Origin of the sequence: Lactiplantibacillus songbeiensis, assembly GCF_005405125.1 — a bacterium.
Taxonomy (GTDB): domain Bacteria; phylum Bacillota; class Bacilli; order Lactobacillales; family Lactobacillaceae; genus Lactiplantibacillus; species Lactiplantibacillus songbeiensis.
In genome coordinates, this window is the sequence record NZ_BJDL01000011.1 from 65,474 (window position 1) to 88,137 (window position 22,664).

Sequence of the window (22,664 nt, forward strand, 5' to 3'; positions counted from 1 at the left end):
GGCAACTCCGTAAAGCTAATCCGTTTCCGTTTTAAAATATGCCCGCACATCTGAAATAAAGTAAAGTGATCCTGTCAACAAGATCACATCGTCACTCGACATCTCACTCGTCACTTGCACTAACGCTGACTGCCAATCATCAAAGACGGGTGCTGACGTTCCGGCTGGCAATTCAGCTTCCAACATATCTGGATCAGTTACCTGCCGTGTATTTGGCCCCGCAAAACGCGTTAGTAATAAGCGGACATTCGTCAATTTAGCCAGCGTTTGAATCATTTGGTCATGCTGCTTATCCGCCAAGACTGCCAAGATTAGGTACACCGTTTGCTGACCGAAACGTTGCTTTAAAGTCGCGGCTAATTCCGTCATCGCCGGTTCATTGTGCGCCCCATCGATCATGATCAACGGGTCCTCGTTCAACCGTTCGAAACGACCAGGCCATTGCGTCTGAGCCAAGCCTTGCCGTACGTCCCGGGCTTGGATTGGGGTTCCTTGCAATTGATGATAGGTCAAGTAAGCTGCGATCGCCACCGCTGCGTTGTCCACCTGATAGTCGCCTAGTAACGGCGTCGTTAAGTCCTTAAAATGCTGACTGATCCCATCAAAGTTAAACCGCTCCTGCCAACCTTTAGGTGGTAAGAGCTTTGTTGTGAAATCCACTCCTAACGTCAGTAACGGCGCTTGCTGGTCTTTAGCCGTTGCCACCATCACTGCTTGCGCTTCAGCGGGTAATTTACCGACAACCACTGGAATTTTTGGCTTAATAATGCCGGCTTTTTGGGTCGCAATCGCGGTTAACGTATGACCAAGGATCTGCATATGATCGTAACCAATTGTTGTAATCACACTGACTTGCGGCGTAAAAACATTCGTCGAATCATATAAGCCGCCTAAACCAACTTCAATCACGGCCACGTCGATCGGCTGAGTCGCAAAATAAGTGAACATCATCGCCGTTATGATTTCAAATTCAGTTGGTCCGCCCGTTGGTAATTCAGCATCCAACTTGGCAACGACTGGTTCAATCTGTTGGACTAGTGCCACTAAATCAGCGTCACTAATCGGGGTACCATCAACACTGATACGTTCATTGAACCGGGTAATAAACGGTGAGGTAAAGGTCCCCACCGTCAACCCATCGGCCATCAATAAATCCCGCAAATCCGCGACCGTTGAGCCTTTGCCATTCGTACCGGCAATATGAATCCCTTGGACCTTTAATTGTGGATCACCTAGTTCTTTTAGGAACCGCCGCATCCGATCAAGGGTCGGAATCTTTTTAAACTTGGTACGGCCATGGATAAATGCCAAAGCCTGATCATAATCTTGAATCACGTTGGTGGTGCTCCTCTCTCTTATGGGTAAATTGATATTGCTTGCCACTCTGGTTGGCCCAGAATTGGCTGGAACGTGGTGGCCACGTTTTTGAGCCAAAAAGCGGTCTCAAAAGCCGGGCTTTATCTAAGTCGAAACCCACGACTAAGATAAATGACACCACTGAGCCAATTCTGGTCCGCCCGACGTTAATTACTTGACATTTGTATATGACTGATTACATTTTTTAGTCAATCCGTTGATTTCTGAAAGACCTAGTCTGCTTTCTATTTTAGCCATTTCAAACCAACTACGCTACTCTCAAACACAATATTTTGATAGATACTAACTAACGCTTAAAACAATTTAAGTGTAGCCAGATTGGCCTACAGAAGCCGTATAAAAAAAGCCTACCGACACTAAATGTGTCAGATAGACTTTTTAAAAAATTAGGCTTGGGCTTTAATATCCGCTAAACGTTGCTTAGTGGCCGCAAGCTTCGTTTGGTTATCAGCGAGTTTTTCTTTTTCACTGTTAACGACGGCTTCGGGTGCATTGCCGACAAATCGTTCGTTACCGAGCTTCTTAGTGGCCCGCGTAACTTCACTTTCAAACTTCGCTTGTTCTTTTTCAAGCTTTTTAATTTCTTCGTTCAAATCAACCAGCTCAGCTAACGGAATATAAACTTCCGCATCGCTGATCACTTGCGTCATCGATAACTTCGGTGCCGTCACATCGGCACCAATGGATAACGTCTTCGGATGAGCAAACCGTTGAATATAATCTTCGTTGGCCTTGAAGACCGTTTGTAACCGGCTGCTGTCGGTCTTGATCAATAAGTCAACAGCGGATGACATCTTAGCGTTAGCTTCGGCCCGAATACTCCGAACCGCTGTGATTAAGTCGATTAATGACGCCATATCAGCTTCAGCATCGGTATCGTCGAATTCAGGATGATCCACTGGATAGTCTGCAACGACTAAGGACTTGCCAACGTGTGGCATCGATAACCAAATCTTTTCTGTGACGAATGGCATGATTGGGTGGAGTAACCGTAACGTTTGATCCAAGACATAGGCCAAGACGTTTTGGGTATTGGCTTTAGCTTGGGCATCGTCGCCGGTTAAGACTTCCTTACTCATTTCGATATACCAGTCACAGAAATCATTCCAGATAAAGTTGTACAAGGCCCGGCCAGCTTCACCGAAGTCGAACTTATTAAAGAGGGCCGTTACTTGTTTAACGGTGTCGTTCAAGCGACTTAAGATCCATTTATCAGCCAAAGTCCAATCCGCTTGCGCTGGTAAGGTTGGCTTGTCCATGTCGCCTAAGTTCATGATGACGTAGCGGCTGGCGTTCCAGATCTTATTGATAAAGTTCCAAGCTGAATCCATCTTCGTGTAACTGAAGCGGACATCTTGCCCAGCGGTAGAGCCATTTGATAAGAACCACCGTAAAGAGTCAGCCCCGTACTTCTTGATGACATCCATTGGATCAATCCCGTTACCTAAGGATTTACTCATCTTACGGCCTTGTTCATCACGAATCAAGCCATGTAATAAGACGTTCTTAAATGGCCGTTCGCCAGTAAATTCAAGGCTTTGGAACATCATCCGTGAGACCCAGAAAAAGATGATATCGTAACCCGTGACTAAGGTGTTGGTTGGGAAATACCGCTTAAAGTCAGCCGCATTTTCATCAGGCCAACCCATCGTTGAAAATGGCCATAGTGCACTTGAGAACCACGTATCCAACACATCGGGATCTTGTTCCCAGTTTTCAATATCCTTGGGTGGTTCGACATCAACATACGTTTCGCCAGTCTTCTTGTTATACCAGGCTGGAATCTGATGTCCCCACCAGAGTTGCCGTGAAATGACCCAATCATGGACATTTTCCATCCATTGATTGAACGTATCTTCAAACCGATCCGGCACAAAGTTAACTTTGTTGTCTGTCTTTTGGTTCTTCAACGCTTGTTCCGCTAACGGTTGCATCTTCACAAACCATTGCGTGGATAACCGGGCTTCAACTTGAACCCCCGTCCGTTCAGAATGACCAACACTATGCACGATTGGGTCGATCTTGATCATCAAATCTTGATCTTGTAAATCTTTGACCATCGCTTTACGGGCTTCAAAACGATCTAAGCCTTCATACTTACCAGCATTAGCGTTCATCGACGCATCTTCATTCATCGTGTTGATGCGCTTCAAATCATGACGATTACCAACTTTAAAGTCATTCGGGTCATGTGCGGGGGTAATCTTAACCATCCCAGTCCCAAATTCAGGATCAACGTAAGCATCGGCAATAATTGGAATTTCCCGGTCAGCTAATGGCAAGATGACGTTTTTACCAACCAAATCCTTATAACGATCATCACTAGGGTTAACCGCCACCGCCGTATCACCCATCATCGTTTCCGGACGAGTCGTCGCAATTTCGATGTAGTGCTTACCGTTGAACGTATAATCCTTATCAGCAAATGGGTATTTAACATGGTAGAACGCACCTTGGTCATCTTTATGAATCACTTCAATATCAGATAACGCGGTCCGAGCTTGCGGATCCCAGTTAATAATGTATTCGCCACGGTAAATTAAGCCTTTTTTGTAGAGGGTGACAAAGACTTTCTTAACTGCGTCAGACAACCCATCATCCATCGTAAAGCGTTCGCGTGAATAGTCGAGGGATAAGCCTAGCTTAGCCCATTGTTGCTTAATAATTGACGCATATTCGTCTTTCCAATCCCAAACTTGTTGGACAAACTTTTCACGGCCGAGGTCGTAACGACTAATGCCTTGTTCGCGCAACTTGGCTTCAACCTTCGCTTGGGTCGCAATCCCGGCATGATCCATCCCTGGTAACCAGAGCGTGTCATAGCCTTGCATCCGCTTTTGGCGAATAATAATATCTTGTAACGTGGTATCCCAAGCATGGCCTAAATGCAACTTACCAGTAACATTAGGCGGTGGAATCACGATGGAATAAGGTTTAGCTTTTTGGTCGCCCGAGGGCTTAAATAGTTCTTCATCCAACCAAGTCTGATACCGACCTTTTTCAACGGCGGTCGGATCATATTTGGTTGGCATATCAGTCGTTAATTCTTCTGACATGAAGGGCACATCCTTTCTTTGACTGGGTACTAAAAAATCCATTCGTGCTAGTAATTGGATTACTAGGACGAATGGATTCGCGGTACCACCTAATTTTAAAGAGCGTAATCACCGGCGCTTAGCTACCGAGCATTGCCTAGCTAACTAATGATGCGGCGGTTTTTCCGCATCGTTAGTTGGCGTAGCAAGCACAGGTCGCTGCCGGAGATTGCGCGTTTCGACTAATTAGCCAAACACGCACTCTCTACACTTAAACATTATTGTTAACGAACGGCGTATCCGTCCGGTCAGCCCTACTGCTTTCAGGCTAACAGCTCACAAGGTACCTTCACCTAACCACCGGCAAAAACTTCCAGCACCGTTTTCTCTCTAAAACCGGTCAGTTAGGTTACTCACTTGCTCATCGCTTGAATGTTTCTATTGTAATGAATTTTTAATTAAACGTCAATTACTTATTCGAATTGTTTTAACGCATCTAAAGCAGCCACGTAGTTTGGTTCGTGGGTCATTTCAGGGACAATTTCATGATAAACAACCTTGCCATCTGCATCCAATACATAGATTGCCCGGGCTAAAGTCCCGTTATTTGGCAAATATAAATTCGTCGCATAACCAAATGAGAGTTCTTCATCGGAAGCGACCGTTAAATTCTTGACGCCTTCCTTAGCACACCAGCCAGCTTGATCGGCAATTGAGTTGTTGGAAATGGCTAAAAAACGAACATGTGGATATTGGTCAGCTTGTTGATTGAACTTGCGCGTTTGAATCGAGCAGACCCGCGTATCGATATCGGGCATCACACTAATTAAAACTGGCTTGCCTAATAAATCCTTCGTTTTGAGCTTTTCGTTATGCGTTGTAAAGACTTTGAACTTTGGCAATTGGTCGCCATCAGCGAGTGGTTCGCCAACCAAATCTAATTCCTGATCATGAAATAATACTTGCACGTCAAACACCCCTTCAAAGAATTAATATCGATTATGATGCTAGCGCTTGCTAGCTTGTGTCAAATTTACCGCAAACTAAGTCCTATCGCAACTGATAAACTTTTAAATTGCCAGTTGTTATGCTTGATAATGTCGCGCTACTTGTAGGGCGGCAGCTGTTTGACCAGCGGGTTGAATTAATTGCCACCATTGGGCCGCTAAAGTTTGTTCAGGGTGTTTTAACTGCCTTTGAGCCTGCCGGACCGCCGATCGACACTGAGTGAGTTGGAACCGATCGACTATTTGTGCCAGCATCGCTAATAAGTCCGTTCCTTCAGTTAACCTTACAGGCATGGACCACGGTCGTGTTAGTGCAGTCGCTTGATTGCGAGCCGTCCCACTAGCCACCCATAGCTCAGCCGACTCAGCTTCAGGTAACGTCAGCATTAATAACAAAAAGAGCTGCATAAATTTCAATTGCTCAATCGTAATGCCAACTGGCGCTAACGGATTCAAATCTAAATGTCGTAACTCTAAATACTGTACACCCGTTTTGGCTAAGTCGGTCATCTGATGACCACCACGCAAGCGAATGTGCCCATAAAATTCTTTAACCGCGCTCAATTGGCCAGTAGCGACCGCCGTCCGTAAATCGGCTAAGTACCGCGTTAACGAGCCGTATGAAACCTGGACTTGTGTCGCGTTCGTATAACCATAACGACTATTACGCAGACTACGCACCGGTTCTTGTGGATGATCTGTCGTGGTAAAGAAGTGTGCTTCACTGACCGGCGTCGCACCAAATAAATACGTGATTAACCAGCGATAATGTAAATAATTACGCGCAATCTTAAAGTAAGCGGCATTTTTAAAATCCTGCCAAACCGCAAATTCAGTCTGATGTTGAAAGAGTTCCACCAACAACTGCGGGGCCAATTCAATGTTTAGATGCACCCCACTCAGCATTTGCCGGCGCCGACCATAAACTTTAGCTAGCTGTTGGCGATAACGAACGGCCAACGGGTCAGCTAAGCGGGCAATCGGAATCTGATTAGCGGCGCGAGGTAACGCTGGCGGCATGCTCAGTGGCCAGATTAGTTCGTTTGGCGCTAAAACGCGCTGGACCGTTGTTTGTAAGTTCTGTAACGCAGTAATCGCCGCTTCCGCACTCGTGGTAATCGACGTCACGAGTTCCAATTGGGTTTCAGCAAAGTCCCGTTGAATCGGACTGCCCGGATAATTAAATACCGCTGGAAACGCCGTGGTTGCTAGCTGTCCCGTTGGCGTCACTCGCTGCCCTTCACGTTCCAAGCCAAAGTTTGCAGCCACTAAATTAGTGGGTGTCGCATATTGATCTAATAAGGCTTTAAAGTCGATAGTCACCGCTCTCCTACCGCAAAAAGATAAATGATTGTCATTATCTTAGCACAATTTTCCAGGACCATCTCGCACTCCTCCCTGTTATGAGCCCAGAAGCTACCCTTGGTAGGATTGTCGCCGTAATGCCTGTTGTCATGACTAGCCAGCAAAATACGTTTCCGGCACCCTTCTCAACCTAAATTCGCCGCCTTGAAAAGATCACTGCACCTACCCCGACAAAGAACAACGCCCATACAAGATTTCCGACACCCAACTGCTGAATCGTCAAATGGGTCACATTCTGCTGGTAGCTGGGATTGCCATACTCCTCCTGCAGGAAGAACATATTAAACGGATTCCATTTCATCACTGGCAGCAACGACTTAAACGACTGCAATAATAGACTGGACACACCCTCCCCAACGAAACAAACACCAACACCAATCGCAATCGCCGCTGCGCTGTTATGACTGCAACTCGCCAGTAAGAAGACTAGCCCAACAATCATCACGCCGCCATACATATCCAATGCGGCATTTGTTACTAAATTAGCCAATAAGGATTGATGGTAGAGATAGATGTTTTGCCACGAGAAGTTTCGCCCACCGCGCTCCTTGAGTAATAGTGTCATGAGGATGACTACCCCATGGAGTAAGACGCTATAGCCAAGGACTAAGGCATACTTCCCCACAAAGATCGTCCAGCGATGATTCACTTGAATCGCCAACTGCTTGATGGTCCCGTACTCAAACTCCATTGTCACACAGCTGGCGCCAATCACAATAATGAGTATTGTCAGCCATTGGAACCCGCCATACGCCGATGAAACATAAAATTTCTGATCACTGACCGATGTCCCATGTGCCGTCATTGCCAGTCCCGCCTGTAAAAGGACCAAGATGACTGGTGCGAGCCATGCCAATCGCTGATGTCTGAATTTAAAAATCTCCTGTTGCAATAATTGTCCCATGCACTATGCCTTCCTCTCCGCCAACAAGCGTAACAAGACTGTCTCTAAATCCTCCTGATACTGGTTCACCTTTAAAATCTGAATATGGGCGTCGAGAAGGGTGTGCAGTAAGGGTGTCAGCGCAACCGGCTTGTTCACAATTAAGTCGCTGCCCCGCTGTACCACTGGATAGTCCGCCCGCAAAAGCACCCGTAACCCCCGCGCATTCTCCATCGTTCGTATCATCAAAGATTGCCGCGCCGATTCCTGAAACTGAGCCATCGTCCGTTGCAATAATACTTGTCCTTGATCAATTAGAATCACTGTATCAATGATCTTTTCCAACTCACTCAAAATATGACTGGAAATTAGAAAAGTAGTCCCTTTCCGTGCCAATTGAACGATCAAATGGCGCAATCGCTTAACTGACTGTGGGTCCAACCCATTCATTGGCTCATCCAATATGACTAACCGTGGTCGGTTCACTAATGCCATGGCGATTCCCAGTTTTTGCTTCATGCCTAACGAATACCGTTTGGCCGGTCGGTGGATATAATTTTCCATCTGAAAGGCCTGCACGACCCACTTCATTTGTACCACAGAATTCGTTATCAATTGCAAATGTTGCCAGCCACTCAGGAAAGGATAAATCGCCGGACGTTCGATGAGCGCACCTACCTGTTGTGTCACAACTGTATGGGTAGTAACCGACACTGGCTGACTCAAAATCCGAATGTTCCCGGCATCCGTCGCCAGCAGTCCCAGTAATGCTTTCATAATGGTCGTCTTCCCCGCACCATTGGGACCGACTAAACCGACAATTTTGCCAGCTGAAAATTCAAAGTTTACATCATGTAAGACGGTTCGGCGGCCGAAAGTTTTCCGTAACCCGACTACTCGAACCATGCTCTCTTGTATACGTTGCATTAGACATCGTCTCCTCTACTCCCTTTCAGCGTACCCGTTCAAACCGCCGGATGACACGGATGCTAGCGAGAATAGCTTGCTATTTTCTGCTGATTCCCTATGCTAGAGTTAACAGCAATTATTAAGAAAGTGAGGTGCCCCCATGGCATCAACAGAACTAGGCCCGCGTTTGAAACAGTTCCGGCAAATGCAACAATTAACCCAAACAGCATTGGCGGATCAGCTTCACGTCTCGCGCCAAACCGTTTCCAGCTGGGAGACCGGACGGAACCAACCGGACATCGCCACCATTACCCAATTAGCCACTCTATATGCTGTCCCAATAGATGACCTCTTACAGGGCACAGCAGCAATACCCGTAACAAAAACAGTTGCTGATCCAAGTCCCGTCCTATTAGTGGTCCTGTTCGGCATTCTCTTGGTGGAACGCATCACCCAGTTTTCAACCTTCCCCGGCCTCTACTGGATTGACTTTCTCATCCTCTTGCTGATTGGCCTGATGATTAATTTAGGCATTGCTCGTCACCACCCGAACATTTGGACAAATCGAGTACATTGGATCGGCTTGTCAGTGTTTGCCATGCTTAGCCTCATTAGTGGGAGTATCAATGCGTTTAACATGGGCTTTGGCCTCATGACGACCTGCCAATTCAGCGGCCTAGTGGTTGTCATCGCACTAGTCAGAAAGTGCTGGCAATCTCGAGCAGTTAAGGTTAGACAACCCTAAGGTCATTCGGACGTAAAGTTTAATTTTTCGGTTCTCGGCGATATTTCGCCTGGAAAATCTGGGGATTATTCGGTGGGTGTTTAAATAGGCGTGATGACTAAAAAACAGCGGTGGCTAGTCAACTGAAAATGGTTGGCTAGCCGCCGCTGTTGTATTTTGTTTTGCTGAAACGTGTTCGGCTCAACTGCTCCCTGCGCTTGCTACGCCAGACAACCATGTCGGAAAAGCACCGACATCATTGTCTGACTAGGCAATGCTCAGGAGCAACCCGTTGAACCTCACACTCTTATAACAGTTCCGCGAAAACATCTTCCTGAGCATTCATATAATTCTCGCCCGGTTTAATTTCGCTAATCTTAATCCCGTCTAAGGCCCGTTGCATCAAGCCTTCAACGTCAATCCGTTCTTCATAAGAACGTGACCGATCAAGCTTTGGATGGGTCTTCGGTGCGGGTGGGGCAAAGATGGTACAGCAGTCCTCGAATGGCATGATCGATAAGTTATACGTATCAATCTCTTCCGCAATCTTAATGATTTCAGTTTTATCCATCGAAATCACTGGTCGTAAGACTGGCAAGGCTGTAACATCGTTGATGGCAATCATACTATCCATCGTTTGTGACGCCACTTGGCCTAAGGATTCACCATTAAAGATAGCTTTACCATGCCGTTGCCGCGTAATGGCATCCATCAAGCGCATCATTAACCGGCGTTGAACCGTCATCAGATACCCTTCTGGCACCTTTTCCTTGATTTCTTCTTGGATTTCGGTGAATGGAATCTGGATAAACTTCACGCTACCCGAGTAACTAGCTAAGGTTGAGGCCAATTGTTTGGCCTTCGCTAACGCTTGTTCACTCGTGTATGGCGGACTGAAGAAATGGACCATTTCCATATCAACGCCACGCTTCATGCCTAAGTAACCGGCAACTGGTGAATCAATCCCACCTGATAGCATCAACATCCCTTTACCAGCAGTCCCAACCGGCAAACCACCGGCACCTTGGATGGTTTCAGAAGATAAGAAGATCCCATTAGGCCGGACTTCAACCCGTAACACGATATCGGGGTGCTTCATCTTAACTTGAATCCCATCAACGTGGTCCAAAATCTGACCACCGAGCATATCGTTAATTTCATTCGTATCGTATTCATATTGATGATCTGAACGTCGCGTATAGACTTTGAATGTCATCCCAGGCTTAAATTGTGCCTTCATCATGGCGATCGCCGTTTCATAAACCGCGTCCATATCTTGTGGAACCCGGATACTTGGTGAGAAGTTTTGAATCCCAAAGACCAATTTCAAACGATCCATGACTTTTTGCGCATCATCGCCGTTTAACGCAATATGCATCCGGTCACGATCAGCATGAACTTTGAGTTCAGTAAAATCGTGCAAAGCTTTGCGGACGTTGCGGCCTAAACTATCAATAAAGTTCCGTTTATTCTTCCCTTTAGTTGAGAGTTCCCCGTAACGCACCATAATTTCAGTGTATTGCATGAACAGGTTTCCTTTCAGTTAGGCGTCAGCGTTGATTTTTGAGAATTTTTGATATAGGTCATCAAAGACTCGGTTAAATTCATCCGCTTCAGCTAATGTGTTATTTTCATCGAGACTAATCCGAATTGCACTTGTCGCAATCGCTTCCGGCGTATGCATCGCCGTTAACGTGCTTGAAGCGGCATGTTTTTTAGATGAGCAGGCACTCGTCGTTGAGATGTAGATGCCCTGGTCTTCAAACGCATGCACAATGGTCTCGCCCCGCACGCCATTAATCGTAAAGCAGAGAATGTGCGGCGCAAAGCCATCAGTCGGTTGACTAAAAATCGTGACTTTGTTGAAGGTCTTAATGTGATCGTAAACCCGTTGCTTAATAGCGCGTTCACGGGCGACTTTTTTGTCTTCATCAGTTAATAATAATCGTAAAGCCTTGGCCATCCCAGCAATTGCCGGTACATTTTCAGTTCCTGAACGTAAATTATCTTCTTGCCCACCACCAGTCATCAGTGGTGCTAGCTTCCGACCAGTCCGGGAATAAATAAACCCAATTCCACGAGGGGCATGGAATTTATGCCCAGAGAAAGTCACAAAGTCCACCCGATCGTTCATAATCATCGACTGAATGCCCTTACCAATCCCTTGGACCGCATCAATATGAAAATGAATCTTTGGATATTGCTTTAAGACTTCCGCCACTTCAGTCAGTGGTTGGATCGTGCCGATTTCATTATTAACGGCCATCACGGACACTAAAATCGTATCTGGACGAATTGCCGCCTTTAAATCATCAACTGAAATCCGACCCTCTTTATCAACTGGCAAGTAAGTAATGTCAAAGCCTAAATCTCTAAGTTGTTCCATTGAATTGTGAATCGCTGGATGTTCAACGGCGGTCGTAATCAGATGCTTGCCAAAGCTCCGTTTTTCAATGGCCGTTCCTTTAACAACCCAGTTATCACCTTCCGTACCACCTGAGGTAAAGAAGATTTCTCGGGACTTTACACCCAATAACGTGGCAATTTGATGACGAGATTGTTCCAACAAATGAAACGCATTTTCACCAAAATTGTGCAAACTAGACGGGTTCCCCCAAACTTGTTGGGAAACTTTCGTATACGTCTCTAATACTGATGGTGCAGCTTGCGTGGTTGCACTATTATCAAAATAAATCATCTTGAGCCTTCACTTTCCTAAAAAGCAGCACATCATGCTTACTTTCGATAAGAATTCTTTGCAATTATACCAAATATTAAGGTTGAAACAAGTTTTTTTGTTTTCAAGCTGGCGTTTTCAGCCTATTTTAACCGTGACACAGCAGCTTTATTTAAACTAGCTGCTAATTGGCCGTCTCCGTTGACCAGCAAGTTCGCGGTGGGGCAGACCTGCAGCCAAGAAACGGTCTGCAGGGCACTTGTTAGCCGAAAAAATACGTCTAACAAGCTGGCCCAATCACTAAGACCGGCAAATCACCGGTCAAGTGATTCGACACGGCGAACTTACTGGTCACTACGACTAAAACTAGCCATGACCATACCATCAATTAACGAAATATTCTGAACATGATCAACTACAGAATCAACCAATTATTTAGCGCAGGGCGGGCTGGATGATGCTCAGTGGTGTCGTTTGACTTAGGTTGGATATCTTTCCAGCCTTAGTCAAAGCCCGGCTTGGAAGACCGCTCCTTGGCTTCCAAACATGGCCACCACGTTCCAGCATCAATCCAGCCCAACCGAAGCGAAAAGTATCGCCTATCAAAAAAACGACACCCTCATTGGTATCGTCTCTCATTAATCCTATTCAGCATCGTCTTTCTTTTGACTATAATAACTGTCTTCAATCCGTTTGTAAGACCCCGGATTGACTTTATCGACCGCCGATGCAATCACTTCTAAGCTACGCGCATAATCAAAGTCTTCATTGAACAAGCGTTGGGCTTCTTCACTGGCCTCCTGCACATCGTCATGACTGTTCTTATAACGGTTAGCATATTGCAACAGTTGCTCCGACAAGACCGCCGCATCCGTTAAATCAGTCGTCTTTTCCTTTAACGTTGCCATATCAGCTTGAATCACAATTAATTGTTTAGTGATATCTTCCATATTAATCACTAGCTTGTTAATATCATGATCCAGCTTCTCGATTTCCTTACCGACCACCATAAAGTAATCCAAGTAGTCTTTCGGCAACCCTGGTAAGTTCATATTCTCAACTTGCCGCTTAATGGCATGAATCTCAAAGTCAAAGCGTTGCAGCGTATCATGAGCTTTGGATTCCTCCGCTGCCAAACCAGCCACACCTTCGTTGATGGTCACTTGTTCTTCTTCGATCCCTTTTAATTGCTTATCTTGGTCTTCATAATGGGCCGCAATCTGACTGTAAACGGCTTGTTTGCTCGTCAGGGCAGTCATATCGGCTTGATAGATATCTTGAATATTCTTTAATTGCTCATTGAGTTCGCGGGTCCGTTCAATCTCGTGGTTATTCAAGGTATAACTCTGGGCCAACCGATCTAATTCCACTTGTAACCGGTGATTTTGATTCATCGCATGCGTTAAGAACTTGCTGATCTCATCTTGGCGCGCATCCACGACTTCTTTGGCATCGATTTCTGCTTGCATCACGTCATATAAGTGGTCAATCCGTTTTTCAATCGCGTGATTGCCAGTTTGGGCTGCTTCAACTTTTAAGTTACCTAACAAGTCTTTATTATCGTCGATGGCCTTGTTCAATGACTGAATTTCCGGTTCAATCGTGGCCACTTCAAAGTGAAAATGCCGATCAATCAACTGATGATAACCCGATTGTAATTCAGTTAATTGATCTGGAAAACCACTGACCAAATCTTTATAAATTGGTGGAATTTGGTCAATATCCGTCTCTAAGGCACTGGTATCATGTCGAAGTTGATCCAAAACTTTTTCAGCCGCGTCATGGTCCCCGGACTTAGCTAATTGGGAGAAGTTATCAAAGTCACTCTCTAAGTTAGCTAACCGATCTTCCAACTTGTCGATACTTGGTCCAAATGAAAAGTTTTGTGATAACAAGACTTTGCGTAAATCTTGATACTTCTTTTCCAAACTAGCTACGGCCGCGCGATGGGCCTGATCCGCATCATCTAAAGCATCTAATCCGGATTGAATATCGCTAAGTTGTGCTTTAATGCCATCTAACTTAGTGTCAACCTTTTTTAAGTTCTGCCGCGCATCGACGAACTTGACACTATGAGCTTGTTGTTTAATCTGCGTCAATTGTTCACTCACTGCGGGTAACTGATCATTTTGAATGGCCTTGGCCGTCGCCTGCAAGTCTTCGAACTTGGCTAACGAACCACCGGTCAAACTTAATTGCTCAATTTTTTCAAAATCAGTCGCCTGAGCTTGATCGACGATGGCTTGTTGGCGGTCCGCTAATTGCTGAACCTGCTTATCTATGTATTTTTGGAAGCCAATAATCGCAATGTAAATCACGACTGCGACGATCACAATACCGATTGCTACTTGCATACGAATACCCCTTACTTATTAAATTGCTTATTTTTTGCTAGTGACCGCGATACCTTGCCGAACCGCTGCCTTGCTTTTTCTTGAATTTCCAATTAAAATCTAACCTAAATTATAGCATAGTCGCAATTATCAGACAGTATCAATTTGCTAACTTTCTAGGAGGAATTTCAGATGTCAGAGACCCAAACTTCACTGATGAACCAGCAACTCGACGCCCTACTCTATCAAGAAACTAATTTGGTAGCTAACTTAGCAAACGCTAGTGCGCTGATCAATGATACATATACCGACCTTAACTGGGCTGGTTTTTATTTATATAATTCAGACACGCAAGAACTTGACTTGGGTCCCTTCCAAGGCAAAGTCGCCTGCATGCACATTAAAGTCGGCGCTGGCGTTGTCGGAACCGCCTTTAAAGATCAACAAACGCATCGCGTGGCTAATGTTCACGAATTTCCTGGACACATCGCTTGTGACAGTGCCAGCAACTCCGAAATTGTCGTACCCTTAACTAAGGGCGATCGTCAAATTGGTGTAATGGACATCGATTCCCCATTATTAGATCGCTTTACGGCTGAAAATGAAGCCGAATTGGTCGAATTTGCGAAAATTCTCGTGCAATACATTGACTAAACTAGGTTTTCCATGCTATGCTACTCTTTGTGTAAAATAATGCAGCAGTGAGTGGGTAAGCTCGTCAACAGATTGGTGCCACTTATTGGTCAGTTAGTAACCTGCGGCTGCAATGGCGAACCCTGCAGTTCAATCTGAACGAATATCGAACTCACATCGGATTATTTTACTCCAACTAAAATTATTGGAGGATACAACATATGTCTCGTTATACAGGTCCAAGTTGGAAGATCTCCCGTCGTTTGGGAATGTCTCTTTCAGGTACTGGTAAAGAATTAGCTCGTCGTCCTTATGCACCTGGTGATCATGGTCAAGGTCGTCACAGCAAGCTTTCAGAATACGGTACACAATTACGCGAAAAGCAAAAGTTACGGATGATGTACGGTTTAACTGAACGTCAATTCTCTAACTTATTTATCAAAGCTGGTAAAATCCGCGAAGGTAAGCATGGTGTTAACTTCATGATCTTACTCGAACGTCGTTTAGACAACATGGTTTACCGTTTAGGTTTAGCGACTACTCGTCGTCAAGCTCGTCAATTGGTAAACCATGGTCACATCACTGTTGATGGCAAACGTGTTGACATTCCTTCATACGAAGTTAAAGTCGGCCAAGTTATCTCAGTTCGTGACAAGTCTAAGAAGTTAGTCGTTATCACTGGCGCTGTTGAAGCCGTTGTTTCACGCCCTAACTTCGTTCAATTCGATGCCGACAAACTTGAAGGCTCATTGATTCGCTTACCAGAACGTGAAGAACTTGAAGCAGATATCGACGAATCACTTATCGTTGAATACTACAACAAACTTTAATTTCCGGTTTATTAAAAAGTCGCTTGCATTTGCAGGCGACTTTTTTTGTATCCTCGTTTTCATTAGGTCAGCCTCATCGTTAACAGTCAATCTTCACTCAGCCAGGCGGTCATCATTGGTTGGTAAATCGGCATTAACGCTTTAAATGTCGCTAAAATATAAGCGTTTAACTCAGTTGGCTTCGCAAATAACTCATCATCCGCCATCACCGCACGACCAGCCACTAACTCGCTGTGCTTGTATTGACCAAACTTCGTCAGTGCAGCGTCAATATTGGCCGAGGTCGCAGCTTTAGTTCCCGGTATCCCATGATTATTGCTAATCACAAAGCCTGCGGGTAACTGTTGATACAGCTTCTTCAACTCAGCCGGTGACACTTTGGCCTGCACGGCTGCTTTGCTTTCATCTAAAATATCAAAATAAATAAACAAGCGATCTGGCCAAAAGCCCAGTTCAAAATGTGGTAAAGCTTTGTAACTGCGAGCGTTCTCACTAAACGCCACCCAAGTATCCACTGGTGGATTCTTAAAACGCCGCAAATGTTTCGCCACATGCGCATAAAATTGATGGGCCGGTGGCGTACTCAATTGATCAATGATGGTCGGCGCAATGGCGTCAAACTTCGGATCAATCACTGTTTTGATTAAATGCATGCGCCCAGCTAACGTCGGGTCATTGAAAATTTCAAAATCACTTCGCGTAAACATGCCGTCACGTCCTCTTATCGTTTAAAAATTTTAGCCCCATAATCAGCAGTCCCAGCGTAGGCCTTTTTCGAATACTGAGTTCCCAGCTGATGCTTAGAAATAATTAAGAATTCCTTTTTACCAACCAGCTTAATCTTCACTTGATCATGATTACCACCGCCATAATTCACATGCGCGTAATAAACCTTGCTACTGTGCTTCTTCACTTTACTGAAGCGCCACGTATAAGTCCCCGCACCGCGCATATGTAGCCGCAAAGCATTCTTCTTGAATGTGGTGCGTTCATGGAAGCCCCCTTCAGTCCCAGAAGCTGTGTAATACCAAGTATGACTCCGAATCGTCTTCGGCAAATAGGTCGTCTTGGCACTAGCCGTGGCCGTTGACCAACCTAGGCCGCCCCCTAAACTCAATACCGCCAGTAATGCCCAAACTTGCTTTTTCATTTTTTGTCGCACCCTTCTCTATTTGATTAACCCGCCTCAAGTATAGATGATTCCAAACTTACTGGCTAGGACTTTCATCGCCTTTCACTTAAGAACATGCTACAATTAAGTGATTACCTGAGAAAGGATGTTTTCAATGGCTGACACAGAAAAGCAACCCGTTGATCGTTTACAAACCGCCATACATGGGACACCGAAGTTGCATCCCGATGAACAGCGCAAGTATCTTGGCACCTTTCGTGAACGGGTCGAGGTTGCCGTAACCGTCTATCAGATCAAACGCCATCATTACGTTGATGAGCTGAACCGCGCGTTTGCCGCGCATCCCGACTACCGTTTACTCATTAACGGCAATTTGGACGAAGATATTCTCGGCCCGTACATGGCGGCCGTCGCTAAAGCGGGCGTCCAATTCACCTTAAAGACGGATAACATGTATCATACTGGTGATGATGACTATGCCCTAGTCTTTGCGACGAACACGGCGATTAATCAAGACGTGATTGATATCGAAAAACGGTACCAACCAACTGTTGACCCCAACGTTAAACCTGAAAAGTCAGGCGGTTTGTTTGGTAAATTAAAAAAATTACTCTAACTTAAAAAAGTTCGCTTAACCTGAAAATGGTCAAGCGAACTTTTTAGTTTACCTTATGCTTGTAATGGGCTATTTTTCTGGAAATAGTTGAGCCAACAATTGTTGCGCGACCGGTTGCGCATCACCAAACATTGGGAATTGATGCGGGTACAAGAACGGTGCCGCATGAACCCCAAGATAAACCGCCATTTCTGGATGTTCCGGGGTGAGCTCGGCATAGAGATTAGGAATCATCACGTCAAAGCCAGCCACTGACAGCTTCAACTTGGCTGCTAAGTTCTCAACCGCATCAATGTAAGACTGATGCATGTCACTCGTCGCATCTAAGACATCTGCCCCACTGCCAAAGGTCGCATCTTCCCGCAATAAAATCTGCGTGCCACGACCGACTACCGAATCCAAATCCAGATGATAAGATTGGAGCCGATAGCGTTCAATCGTCCCGAGCTTTACTTCAGATTGCGGATAGGCAAACGCCGTGCCCCGCAACTCACGGCCATTTTTACGATCAAGTAACGTTTGGACCGTCGAACGACCATCCCCCACAATATTAGCTGGCAAGCGTTCCACAATCGCTTGCACTTTGCCACCAATTACTAAGAAGCGGTAACTAGACGCCACAATCAGTTCTTCAGCCATCACACTGCTCGTTTGTTCAAAGAGCTGGCGCACGACTTGTTCAAATAACGCGCGCTTGGGCATGATCCGAAATGCCACGACCGCCTGATTACGGTCAGTCGCTTTAAGGACAATGCCACCAGCCGCATACCGATCGTAATCATCGATCAACTGGTTCGCTGAACGATACGTTTGTGAGGCTGGCACTTGCACGCCATGCTCAGCCAATACTTGTTTGGCTGCTACCTTATGTGTCAACACACTCGTCAAGGCTTGCGGATTCAAGTCCGTTCCGCTCCCATGGACTACGAGTTGGGCCTGTTGCTGGCGAGTTAAGCGTAAGATGCTGGCATTGGTGTCAACGACATCGACCTTGATACCACGTCGTAAGGCTTGTTCAGCCAACAATTGACTGGATAAATCAACGCCCTTAAAGCCCGGTAATTCGAACGGCTTAGCTAAAGCTGTCGTCTGATAGGCTTGCGCTTGTTGGTTCGCCCAAGCTAATGGGTCCGCCTGCTGGGCAACTTGCGCGCTTAAAGTCTGCTTGGGGTCACTGACCCGTGTCTTTAAATGCGTCAACAACACCGCATCACTAGCTGGCAAGCCTTGCTTAGTGACAAAATCACGCAACGCATCCAAAACTTGCAAGGCCGGTTGTACTTGGGCACTAGCCGTCGTTGGATTCTCCGTGGTCACTTGAGCAGTCAAGGCCGCCGCTTGCGCACTAACTTGGGCGACCATTGCAGTTGGCAAGGCTGGCATCATCACAAAGTAACTCGCCAACAACCGTAAGAACGCCACCGCATTTTGATCAACGCCAGTCGAACTAGTCGGATCTAAATCTAGTCCCTGAAATTCTAAATAATACACGCCTTGCTTCGCGAGATTAGTGAGCTCACCTTGACTCCGAAACCGGACCGGCCCATCAAAATCACTGATTGACAGCAGCTGATGTTTACGCACCGCTGCTTGTAATGTCGCCACATAGGCGTCAATCGACGTATAGTCACCCGTCACGGCACTATAGCGACCCGCGGGACTGTGTACACTACTGCGTTGGCGTTTGGCCTTAGTAGCTTGCATTGTTAACGTTGGCGTGGCGCCAAACAAATATTGAATCAACCAATTCATCCGGACAAAGCCTTGCGCCACTTTTAAATAAATGGCATTCCGAAAATCAACGTAACTCGAATACTGCTGATGGAATGTTTCCGTGTATAAGCGCATAAATAATTGTTCATTAAGGCTTAAATTAACATGCGTCCCGGTAGTCATCAGCTTCGTTATATCATACTGCTTAGCCTGCTGTTGACGTCGTTTCAGCTCGACTGCATCGGTACTGCTTAACGGAATCTGGGTCAAATCAGCTGGCAACACTGGCGTACTAGCTAACGGCCACAAATAATCGCCGGCTGCCAACGCCCGGCGCGCCGTGGTCGTTAATCCGGTTAAATAGGCCATTAAAGCGGTCAAATCTGGCATAGCCGGTGTACTAACTTTTAGTTGTGTTTGTGCAAATCCCTGATGAATTTGCTGGTTTTTTCGTTGATTACTGAAGGCTTGTGGTGTTGGCTGGGTCGACAATGTGCCATGCATATCGACACGTTGCATGGTGACCTCCAGCCCTAAATTCGAGTGACTCATCAGTGGTACTAAATGATACTGCTGAATTGCTTTCCCAACTGCATCTAATTCCATGACTATCCATCCTTATCGTAACTTTAATTGATACCGTTTCGTGCTAATTAAACCAGCTGCTAATTGATTAGCCAAACGGCACTGCCAACTAACTAGCACAAACGGGTAACTGACTTACGTACTTGAACCGATTGCTCGGTCCAACTCCTTCTAAATGCTATAATAGTTGGGACTAGTTTTGCAAGGGAGGAATTCAAAAACATGCAACAGCCATTAGCTTATCGCATGCGACCACAGACGATTGAAGAAGTCGTCGGCCAGACGCAATTAGTTGGTCCCGGCAAGATCATTGCGCGGATGGTCAAGGCCAAGCGCCTGTCATCCATGATTCTTTATGGACCACCGGGTACGGGTAAGACCAGTATTGCCAGCGCCATTGCGGGGTCGACCAAGTATGCCTTTCGCATGTTGAATGCGGCTACCGATAGTAAAAAACAACTCCAAATCGTCGCTGAAGAAGCCAAGATGAGCGGGACCGTCATTTTACTATTAGATGAAATTCATCGACTCGATAAAACCAAACAAGATTTCTTACTGCCCCATCTAGAAAGCGGCCGAATTATTTTAATCGGGGCAACGACTGAAAATCCATACATCAGTATTAACCCAGCGATTCGCAGTCGGACGCAAATTTTCCAAGTCCACCCGCTACAACCGGACGACATCGAAATTGCCGTTAAACGGGCCTTAGCCGACGAGCAACGTGGCTTGGGCTCCTATCAGGTCGACTTGGAACCAGCCGCCTTACACCACTTATGTACGGCAACTGACGGTGATTTACGGAGCGCGCTCAATGGTTTGGAGTTAGCCGTCTTATCGACCGCGACCTCACCGACTGATCACGTTAAGATTACGCAAGCCATTATTGAAGAATGCCTGCAGAAAAAAGCCTTATCCGCGGATAAAGACGGCGATGCGCATTATGACGTCATTTCGGCGTTTCAAAAGTCGATTCGGGGTTCCGATGCCAATGCCGCCTTACATTATATGGCGCGGTTAATCGAAGCTGGCGACCTCAAGAGCATTATGCGGCGATTGCTAGTCATTGCCTATGAAGACATCGGCCTCGCCAATCCGCCTGCGTGTACCCACGCTGTCGCCGCCGTCCAAGCAGCCGATCAACTAGGCTTACCGGAAGCCCGAATTCCACTGGCGAATGCCGTGATTGAGCTGGCATTATCACCGAAATCCAATTCAGCGATGGCTGCCGTTGACAGTGCGTTAACGAAAGTTCAGGCGGGGCATTTTGGTGACATTCCCGCTGACCTCAAAGACGCCCACTATGCTGGGGCAGCCAAGTTAGGCCATGGCGTTGGTTACGACTTCCCTCACGATCATCCCGGTGATTGGGTCGCCCAACAATATTTACCAGATGCGATTAAAGGCGCCGAATATTACCAGCCGAAAGCTAACGGCCGCTACGAGACGGCGTTAGGTGAACAATACAAAAAATTATTAAAAGCCAATTCGCGAAACCGTTAACATCGTGATGACTGCGTGAATCATTGCAACTTTTATTTTTATATGCTAGACTAATAGTCGAAATTACTAAGGTGTACGCGTTGCTCTAAACAAAGTGTTGCCGAACAATTAATACTACTTTGGGACTGACTACAGGTAGTCATCATAACATGCCTTATCATTTGGTAGTTAGGAGGCTATACAGTCGGTCCCACCTGCCTTGAAGCGGGTCAATACTGAAGGGTGATTAACGGCACTACTAGTTTTTCCGGAAGCTTGCTTCCGTGAGTCAGGATTCTTCCTGGCTCTTTTTTTGTAGAGTGTTCGGGGCGACGGGTTGCCAGCGAGCATTGCTTAGCTAGTCAACTGTGCCGGTGTTTTTCCGGTATAGTTGACTGGCGTAGCAAGCGGAACTGGCAGTCGCCCCGAACACGTTTCAGCTACAAAATCTTCCCACACCAACAAAACGGAGGTTCCATAAAAAATGATCACAGTCCTACTAGTCCTATACACCCTAATCGCCGCTTTACTCGGCTATTACTTAGTTAGTCATCAGTCGAAACCATTTCTAACTTTCGACCCAACTAAGACCCCCGCCGTCCACACCATTGCCCGCTATGGGGGCAGCTTAATGTTAATTGTCGCGGTCGCCAGTGCCATCACCATTTTTATGCAAAGCACGGCTTTTATCGCGCTAACTTTGGCGAGTGGGTGTATCATCATGATGGGCGTTGGCCTATTTTTAATGAGTTTTATGGGGGAATCGTAGAAAACGCTTTTTATTTTTTACGAAAACCTTTACAATATAGTTATAAAGTATTGAGGGGTGAGAATGATGTTACAACAATACCAACACATCTTAGTTCCCGTTGATGGTTCTTATGAAGCGGAATTAGCATTTAAAAAGGCGGTCGCCGTTGCCAAACGGAATGGCCCCAGCGCAGCAGTTCATATGGTGCACGTTGTCGATACCCGGGCCTTCCAAAACATTTCAAGTTTTGACACGACCATGGTTGAACAAGTTACCGATACGGCTCAAAAGACTTTAGACAAGTATGTTGCTGAAGCCAAAAAGGACGGTCTCGCTAACGTTGATTACTCAATCGAATATGGCGCACCAAAGACGATTATCGCCCGCGATGTTCCTAAGGATTTGGGCATTGACTTGATCATGATTGGCGCTACTGGTTTGAACGCCGTAGAACGGTTACTCATTGGTTCAGTAACCGAATACGTCACTCGAATGGCGGTCTGCGATGTTCTCGTTGTTCGGACTGATTTGGAAAACAAACCAGCACCGAAACCTAAGAAAAAGTAAATAAGTGTTAAAAAAACGTTGTCTGCAAAACTGTAGACAACGTTT

At 46.0% G+C, this 22,664-nt stretch carries 19 protein-coding genes and 1 other annotated feature; of the genes, 7 read left to right on the plus strand and 12 right to left on the minus strand.

The genetic code is table 11. The features are described 5' to 3' along the window. Positions 1–15 precede the first annotated feature (15 nt). From FFM77_RS04755 to FFM77_RS04780, 6 genes are all read right to left on the minus strand, one after another. Complete coding sequence (locus FFM77_RS04755; RefSeq protein ID WP_223876782.1) at positions 16–1,335, minus strand: bifunctional folylpolyglutamate synthase/dihydrofolate synthase; 1,320 nt, start codon at positions 1,333–1,335, stop codon at positions 16–18. A 428-nt stretch (positions 1,336–1,763) separates the two neighbouring features. After that, positions 1,764–4,433 (minus strand): valine--tRNA ligase, encoded by a 2,670-nt coding sequence (locus tag FFM77_RS04760; protein ID WP_137634609.1) that lies wholly within the window; start codon positions 4,431–4,433, stop codon positions 1,764–1,766. Between the two features lie 60 nt (positions 4,434–4,493). Next, positions 4,494–4,846, minus strand: a binding site (T-box leader). A gap of 39 nt (positions 4,847–4,885) precedes the next feature. Then, entirely contained in the window at positions 4,886–5,380 is a 495-nt protein-coding gene (tpx, locus tag FFM77_RS04765) for a thiol peroxidase (RefSeq protein ID WP_137634610.1), read from the minus strand. Positions 5,381–5,497: 117 nt separating this feature from the next. Next, entirely contained in the window at positions 5,498–6,742 is a 1,245-nt protein-coding gene (locus FFM77_RS04770) for a hypothetical protein (RefSeq protein ID WP_137634611.1), read from the minus strand. Positions 6,743–6,914: 172 nt separating this feature from the next. After that, positions 6,915–7,688 carry an ABC transporter permease gene (locus FFM77_RS04775; RefSeq protein WP_137634612.1) on the minus strand — a complete coding sequence of 258 codons (774 nt, stop codon included), beginning with the start codon at positions 7,686–7,688 and terminating at the stop codon, positions 6,915–6,917. Between the two features lie 3 nt (positions 7,689–7,691). Beyond that, complete coding sequence (locus FFM77_RS04780) at positions 7,692–8,594, minus strand: ABC transporter ATP-binding protein (protein WP_137634613.1); 903 nt, start codon at positions 8,592–8,594, stop codon at positions 7,692–7,694. Between the two features lie 142 nt (positions 8,595–8,736). Here FFM77_RS04780 and FFM77_RS04785 point away from each other — a divergent pair, with 142 nt between their 5' ends. Next, the gene (locus FFM77_RS04785) at positions 8,737–9,321 is read left to right on the plus strand and encodes a helix-turn-helix domain-containing protein (protein WP_137634614.1); all 585 of its coding nucleotides are present in this window, start codon (positions 8,737–8,739) and stop codon (positions 9,319–9,321) included. A 286-nt stretch (positions 9,322–9,607) separates the two neighbouring features. Here the strand turns inward: FFM77_RS04785 and thiI are convergent, their stop codons facing one another. The 3 genes from thiI to ezrA form a co-directional block, all read right to left on the minus strand. Continuing rightward, on the minus strand, positions 9,608–10,825 hold the full coding sequence (gene thiI, locus FFM77_RS04790) for a tRNA uracil 4-sulfurtransferase ThiI (RefSeq protein WP_137634615.1): 1,218 nt from the start codon (positions 10,823–10,825) through the stop codon (positions 9,608–9,610). Positions 10,826–10,843: 18 nt separating this feature from the next. Continuing rightward, the gene (locus FFM77_RS04795) at positions 10,844–11,998 is read right to left on the minus strand and encodes a cysteine desulfurase family protein (RefSeq protein ID WP_137634616.1); all 1,155 of its coding nucleotides are present in this window, start codon (positions 11,996–11,998) and stop codon (positions 10,844–10,846) included. Positions 11,999–12,621: 623 nt separating this feature from the next. Continuing rightward, complete coding sequence (gene ezrA / locus FFM77_RS04800; RefSeq protein WP_137634617.1) at positions 12,622–14,331, minus strand: septation ring formation regulator EzrA; 1,710 nt, start codon at positions 14,329–14,331, stop codon at positions 12,622–12,624. 171 nt (positions 14,332–14,502) lie between these two features. Between ezrA and FFM77_RS04805 the strand changes: the two genes are divergently transcribed. Both FFM77_RS04805 and rpsD read left to right on the plus strand, forming a co-directional pair. Then, positions 14,503–14,964, plus strand: a complete 462-nt coding sequence (locus FFM77_RS04805; RefSeq protein WP_137634618.1) for a GAF domain-containing protein — start codon at positions 14,503–14,505, stop codon at positions 14,962–14,964. Between the two features lie 200 nt (positions 14,965–15,164). Beyond that, on the plus strand, positions 15,165–15,773 hold the full coding sequence (rpsD, locus tag FFM77_RS04810; protein WP_137634619.1) for a 30S ribosomal protein S4: 609 nt from the start codon (positions 15,165–15,167) through the stop codon (positions 15,771–15,773). 86 nt (positions 15,774–15,859) lie between these two features. Here rpsD and FFM77_RS04815 read toward each other — a convergent pair whose 3' ends face one another. Together FFM77_RS04815 and FFM77_RS04820 are read right to left on the minus strand one after the other, a co-directional pair. Further along, positions 15,860–16,480: a DUF1054 family protein gene (locus FFM77_RS04815; protein ID WP_137634620.1), complete on the minus strand. Its 621-nt coding sequence runs from the start codon at positions 16,478–16,480 to the stop codon at positions 15,860–15,862. Positions 16,481–16,494: 14 nt separating this feature from the next. Beyond that, positions 16,495–16,923, minus strand: a complete 429-nt coding sequence (locus tag FFM77_RS04820) for a hypothetical protein (protein WP_137634621.1) — start codon at positions 16,921–16,923, stop codon at positions 16,495–16,497. Positions 16,924–17,059: 136 nt separating this feature from the next. Between FFM77_RS04820 and FFM77_RS04825 the strand changes: the two genes are divergently transcribed. Further along, on the plus strand, positions 17,060–17,521 hold the full coding sequence (locus FFM77_RS04825; protein ID WP_137634622.1) for a YueI family protein: 462 nt from the start codon (positions 17,060–17,062) through the stop codon (positions 17,519–17,521). A 69-nt stretch (positions 17,522–17,590) separates the two neighbouring features. Here FFM77_RS04825 and gshAB read toward each other — a convergent pair whose 3' ends face one another. Beyond that, a complete protein-coding gene (gene gshAB / locus FFM77_RS04830) occupies positions 17,591–19,840 on the minus strand; it encodes a bifunctional glutamate--cysteine ligase GshA/glutathione synthetase GshB (RefSeq protein ID WP_137634623.1) in 2,250 nt (749 codons plus the stop codon). 201 nt (positions 19,841–20,041) lie between these two features. On the opposite strand from gshAB, the gene FFM77_RS04835 reads away from it, so the two are divergent. The 3 genes from FFM77_RS04835 (at position 20,042) to FFM77_RS04845 (ending at position 22,619) form a co-directional block, all read left to right on the plus strand. Beyond that, a complete protein-coding gene (locus FFM77_RS04835) occupies positions 20,042–21,322 on the plus strand; it encodes a replication-associated recombination protein A (protein ID WP_137634624.1) in 1,281 nt (426 codons plus the stop codon). A 463-nt stretch (positions 21,323–21,785) separates the two neighbouring features. Further along, positions 21,786–22,070, plus strand: a complete 285-nt coding sequence (locus FFM77_RS04840; RefSeq protein WP_137634625.1) for a hypothetical protein — start codon at positions 21,786–21,788, stop codon at positions 22,068–22,070. A gap of 66 nt (positions 22,071–22,136) precedes the next feature. Beyond that, a complete protein-coding gene (locus tag FFM77_RS04845; RefSeq protein WP_137634662.1) occupies positions 22,137–22,619 on the plus strand; it encodes a universal stress protein in 483 nt (160 codons plus the stop codon). The last annotated feature ends 45 nt before the right edge of the window (positions 22,620–22,664 follow it).

Excerpts from the sequence above, each read along its gene's own strand:
- FFM77_RS04760 (WP_137634609.1), bottom strand. The coding sequence starts at position 4,433 with ATGTCAGAAGAATTAACGACTGATATGCCAACCAAATATGATCCGACC.
- FFM77_RS04775 (WP_137634612.1), bottom strand. The coding sequence starts at position 7,688 with ATGGGACAATTATTGCAACAGGAGATTTTTAAATTCAGACATCAGCGA.
- FFM77_RS04780 (WP_137634613.1), bottom strand. The coding sequence starts at position 8,594 with ATGCAACGTATACAAGAGAGCATGGTTCGAGTAGTCGGGTTACGGAAA.
- FFM77_RS04785 (WP_137634614.1), top strand. The coding sequence starts at position 8,737 with ATGGCATCAACAGAACTAGGCCCGCGTTTGAAACAGTTCCGGCAAATG.
- thiI (WP_137634615.1), bottom strand. The coding sequence starts at position 10,825 with ATGCAATACACTGAAATTATGGTGCGTTACGGGGAACTCTCAACTAAA.
- FFM77_RS04795 (WP_137634616.1), bottom strand. The coding sequence starts at position 11,998 with ATGATTTATTTTGATAATAGTGCAACCACGCAAGCTGCACCATCAGTA.
- ezrA (WP_137634617.1), bottom strand. The coding sequence starts at position 14,331 with ATGCAAGTAGCAATCGGTATTGTGATCGTCGCAGTCGTGATTTACATT.
- FFM77_RS04805 (WP_137634618.1), top strand. The coding sequence starts at position 14,503 with ATGTCAGAGACCCAAACTTCACTGATGAACCAGCAACTCGACGCCCTA.
- rpsD (WP_137634619.1), top strand. The coding sequence starts at position 15,165 with ATGTCTCGTTATACAGGTCCAAGTTGGAAGATCTCCCGTCGTTTGGGA.
- FFM77_RS04815 (WP_137634620.1), bottom strand. The coding sequence starts at position 16,480 with ATGTTTACGCGAAGTGATTTTGAAATTTTCAATGACCCGACGTTAGCT.
- FFM77_RS04820 (WP_137634621.1), bottom strand. The coding sequence starts at position 16,923 with ATGAAAAAGCAAGTTTGGGCATTACTGGCGGTATTGAGTTTAGGGGGC.
- FFM77_RS04825 (WP_137634622.1), top strand. The coding sequence starts at position 17,060 with ATGGCTGACACAGAAAAGCAACCCGTTGATCGTTTACAAACCGCCATA.
- gshAB (WP_137634623.1), bottom strand. The coding sequence starts at position 19,840 with ATGGAATTAGATGCAGTTGGGAAAGCAATTCAGCAGTATCATTTAGTA.
- FFM77_RS04835 (WP_137634624.1), top strand. The coding sequence starts at position 20,042 with ATGCAACAGCCATTAGCTTATCGCATGCGACCACAGACGATTGAAGAA.
- FFM77_RS04840 (WP_137634625.1), top strand. The coding sequence starts at position 21,786 with ATGATCACAGTCCTACTAGTCCTATACACCCTAATCGCCGCTTTACTC.
- FFM77_RS04845 (WP_137634662.1), top strand. The coding sequence starts at position 22,137 with ATGTTACAACAATACCAACACATCTTAGTTCCCGTTGATGGTTCTTAT.